Raw genomic sequence first — 4291 nt, 5'->3', positions numbered from 1 at the left:
AAAGTAGAAAAATTAATTTCATTATATATTTTTCCTTCAAGAATTCCTATTTGTCCTCCCCAAAAACTTACCTCTCCTTTATTTTGAGAAAAACAAAATAAAGGAGATATTAACAAAGCTAATATGATATATTTCTTCATGACTTAAAATTTTAAAGAAACGCCTTTCCATTTACCATCATAGACCATTCCATACATATCTAATTTTACAGGTTGATTATTTTTAAAATCAATAGTAGTTTTTAAAATATTTTTATAATCAAAATTAAAACCAGTTCCAAAAACATAAGTAACAGGAGGAGACATAAGTCCCCAGTCGAATGTCTTAGATATAGAACTTGTATTGCTCTTTATAGTTGATAAATCATAATAATTTAAAATAAATTTATCATTTACACCTACAATAACAGCAACTTTTTTTTGTTCAGATTTTAATACTTTAACAACAGCTCCTAAAATATCTTTATAAAAAATAAGATCAATTTGTTCCTTAGTGATGTTATCACTTGGTAATACCATTTCTACTACAGCATCTACTGTTTTATAGAAAAAAGGAGGAAGAGAAGGAAAATCTTTCTTCTGTTGACCAGTGATATTAAAAACTGAACCATTTTTTTCAAGTTTATAAATTTTGTCGTTTGCAAAAAACAAAGGTGGCGGCGGAGTAGTGTGATTTTTCATAAAAACAGTATTCATTGAAGGAAATTCCCAAGACATGGATTTTATACCCATAGCAAGATTACCTGTTTTTTGTGCTCTCCAAATACCAGTCCAACCTTTTTTTTGATTTTTAACTTTAGTACCAACACTAAATGCAAGGAAATAGTTTTGATAATAATATTTCACTTTGATTCTACTGTTAGACTTATATTTGTAAAATGTCACATAGTTTTCATTTCCAAAGATGTTACCTATAATATTTTTGTGAATTTTTCTTGTTTCAAGATTTCTTAATCCTTCTTGGAATTTACTATCATAATGAGAAGGCGCATAGTTATCTCCACCAGTACCTCCACCAGTACCTCCACCAGTACCTCCATCTTTATCTGGATCATAAGGAGTTGGGAGCATAGCATATGTAGAGTAAAAATATTCTACATCATTGTTTATTACAGAAAAATCACCATCAGTATAGCTGTTTAAATGCTTTTTAATTACTTCTATGGAAGTTTTTTCTGGGTATAATTTTATTTTTTCATTATTAAGATAAGCTATTAAAGCAGAATACTTAGATTCATGAGTTCTAAATAAACCTACATCAGTGTATTTATAAATATCATCACCTATTTTTATTTCTCCTTTATCGTTTAATAATTTAGCGAAATCATCATCTAATATAAAATCTTCAATTTCTTCAGGATCTCCTGAAGTATCCTCGTTTGGATCAAAAGGTTCATCATCATCATCATCATTTAATACACTTTTAGAATAATTAAAATTTTGATTTTCTATAGTAGAATCCATTAGAGACTTAAATGACTTTCCTCCCATATTATCTAATGAAAAAGAAGAATCTTTTTCTTCTTTTATTTTTTCATAAATTTTTCTAAACTCATCTACGGAGTTAAATTTTAGCATATTACCAATTACCTCTATATTAGAGTCTTTATCTGGGGATTTATCATATTCAGAGCTACAAGAAAACAGCAATACTGAGGTAAATAATGTTAGTAAAATTTTTTTCATAAGCAATATTTATTAAGTGTTAATATTAAGTAAATGTAATATTATTTATGAACAATCAAAACGAACATTAAATAAATTTTTTATTGTTTTAGATATGTATTTGGTAACATAAGTTTTATTTTTTTAAAAAAAAACATATTTATATTGATTTTATTTTTTTGTTTAATTGTTAATTAAAATATAATGATAAGAGGTGTTTTTTACATTATATAAAAATCTGTCATTGTTCATGATTACTTGAAGTTTGCCAATACATTGGCTAAACTTTGACTTTCTTTTACCCTTTTATCGTTTACGCCTTTTTCAATTGCTTGTTTCTTTTTCAACAAAGCATTTTGCGTATCATCTAAGAGCTTTTTAAGCGATTTTATAACATATCCTTTCGGATTATTAGTTTCGCTCGCAAATCGTCTTAAATCAGCTAATTTATCTATTAATTCGCCTTTTTCTAAAACTTGATATAAACTCTCGAATAAATCGCAGTTGTTTTTTATCTCTTTTTCTGTGAATGCGTATTGAGCCATTAAATACTCCTTATCCGTTGGCTCAAGATAAAAGCGTGTTGACATCTGTTTGCCTAATTTCTTGCCTTTTAAAGCGTGATTTTCTTTATCGGCTTGGTAGATAGGGATAAACTGTAAAGACGTGATTTTACGCCCCGTTTTAAGTGGCTTATAGATGAATGTATAAGGGCTTTTTTCGTCAAGTTCTTTTTTTGCAGGCTCTACAACATAACGCAAAAAGTCAGCGGTAAGTTTATATTTATTGGTAATTCCAAACATTTCTTTGAGTGTATCAATACTGTAATTAATAGGCTTAGCTTGGTTTGAAAACAGCTCATAAAAACGCATTGAATACTCACTTTGAAAGAGCATTGCAGTTGCAAGTTCATATTTGCGATAACCTTTAGAGAAGTCCATAAAACATTCAGCAATTAAAGGCGACAAACGGAAAGACACAACCGAGTTTCCCCCATCTTTGATAATCTTAGGGCGTTCCAAGAGATTTAAAGATTGCCAAGACTTCTTATCTTCATATTGTATAATTTTCTTTTGCAAGCTTGTGAAAGCATTTTTTATTCGGGTATAGTTTTCATCTTTTTCGTCAGCCAATACCGCAGATATAGGCATTGTTATATCGTAATCTTCTAAAGTGGTTATTTGAACACTATAACGTTGGTTTAGTTTTTTACCCTCTGTCATAGCCTGCAACAGTTCTACAATACGATATAAAATACGTTTTTCATACACTGAATAATCATACTTAGCAGTAGTAAGTATGTAGCTTTGTAATACTTCTTTGTTGTTTATAATCATATTGTTAAGTTGGTTAATATGAGTCATTGAATGCAAATATAAGTATAAATATGAGTTACATAAATACAATTCATATAAACCATTCAAAAACTCATAGTTAAAAGTATATAGAACCATTCAAAAACTCATAGTTAACCATTCAAAAACTCATAGTTCAGAAATCTAAAAACGCTCAAACTCCCAATAAAATAAGGGCTTCCCGAAGATTTGTAAAAAGCTGGATAAGTTATAATCTATAAGCTATGATTATTTTATTTATAATTATAGTCTTTTTAAGGAAGTTAATGTATTGAAATCCAGTATTTTATGTCATTTTGTCAGTAGTGAAAGAAAAAAATCAAATCAAATCATACCTAAGTAAATAAGGGGGCGTGATACATCGAATCATTATGTATGTTGATTGTCAATGTATTAGCTATTTAATTATGACTTATTGAATACTAAAACTTTTAAAATCGTGTTTAGTGAAGAGAAAAATATTATTTGTGACGCTTGTTTTTAGGTTTTTTCGAACAAGACAAGTTTATAATTATAGATTTGTGTATTTATAGATTTGTATAAAAATTTCACACAAAAAAAGAGGAGGTTTCCTCCTCTTTTTTTTGTGCGATAAATTTGTTTATAAGATATAGAGATAATATTTTTCTCTTCACTAAACACGATTTTAAATAGTCGTTTTTTTAGATTGCAAGATGTGTATTTGTAAAGCAAATACTTATTGCCACAAAAGTGGAGGAGGGGGCGGAACTCCCCATATTAAACAGAAAAAAAACTTATTTAGTAATATATTAGAAATAATAAAAAAGAAAGGAGCTAACTCAAAAGAATTAGCCTTTTTTTTTTATAAATCGAATCCTATTAAAGCTCCTAACTGGATTCCTAGTTTATTTTCTTTAGAGTTTATTGTTTTTGTATTTAAAAAACGCTCATATCCTATACCAAAGAAAAACTCATAATTAATGTTCTTATTGAAATTTCGTTTTATACCAAAAGTAGGTATAATAGATATTTTCTCTATATCTCTATCTTTATAATCATCCAATGTGGACCATTTAGGAGTATATGAGGTATTTAATGATATATAGTTAGAGGAGTTGTATAAGATGTTTTTATTATTTGAAAATCTTTTATTTTTATTATAATTCCATTTAGGATTTAGTTCTATTTTTGATGATAAAAAAAAATCAGAATTATCAATTCCTCCTACAAGACCAATACTTGTTTTTAGTGAAAACAAAGTAGAAAAATTAATTTCATTATATATTTTTCCTTCAAGAATTCCTATTTGTC

3 protein-coding genes are annotated in these 4291 nt (G+C 27.7%); all 3 read right to left on the bottom strand.

The window, feature by feature from the left end:
* Positions 1 to 143: 143 nt before the first annotated feature.
* Positions 144 to 1685 carry a hypothetical protein gene (locus AABL81_RS13470; protein ID WP_341341320.1) on the bottom strand — a complete coding sequence of 514 codons (1542 nt, stop codon included), beginning with the start codon at positions 1683 to 1685 and terminating at the stop codon, positions 144 to 146.
* 233 nt (positions 1686 to 1918) lie between these two features.
* On the bottom strand, positions 1919 to 3001 hold the full coding sequence (locus AABL81_RS13465) for a replication initiation protein (protein WP_341341319.1): 1083 nt from the start codon (positions 2999 to 3001) through the stop codon (positions 1919 to 1921).
* Positions 3002 to 3842: 841 nt separating this feature from the next.
* A partial coding sequence (locus tag AABL81_RS13460; protein WP_341341318.1) for a hypothetical protein occupies positions 3843 to 4291 on the bottom strand: 449 nt, incomplete at its 5' end.

The organism is Myroides sp. C1519, from assembly GCF_038039755.1.
In the GTDB taxonomy this organism is placed as follows: domain Bacteria; phylum Bacteroidota; class Bacteroidia; order Flavobacteriales; family Flavobacteriaceae; genus Flavobacterium; species Flavobacterium phaeum_A.
Note: the sequence above shows the minus strand (reverse complement) of the source record. Positions and strands in the feature narration are given on the sequence as shown.

What these genes read in the sequence shown, in the direction of transcription:
- AABL81_RS13470 (WP_341341320.1), bottom strand. Translation starts at nt 1,685, where the DNA reads ATGAAAAAAATTTTACTAACATTATTTACCTCAGTATTGCTGTTTTCT.
- AABL81_RS13465 (WP_341341319.1), bottom strand. Translation starts at nt 3,001, where the DNA reads ATGATTATAAACAACAAAGAAGTATTACAAAGCTACATACTTACTACT.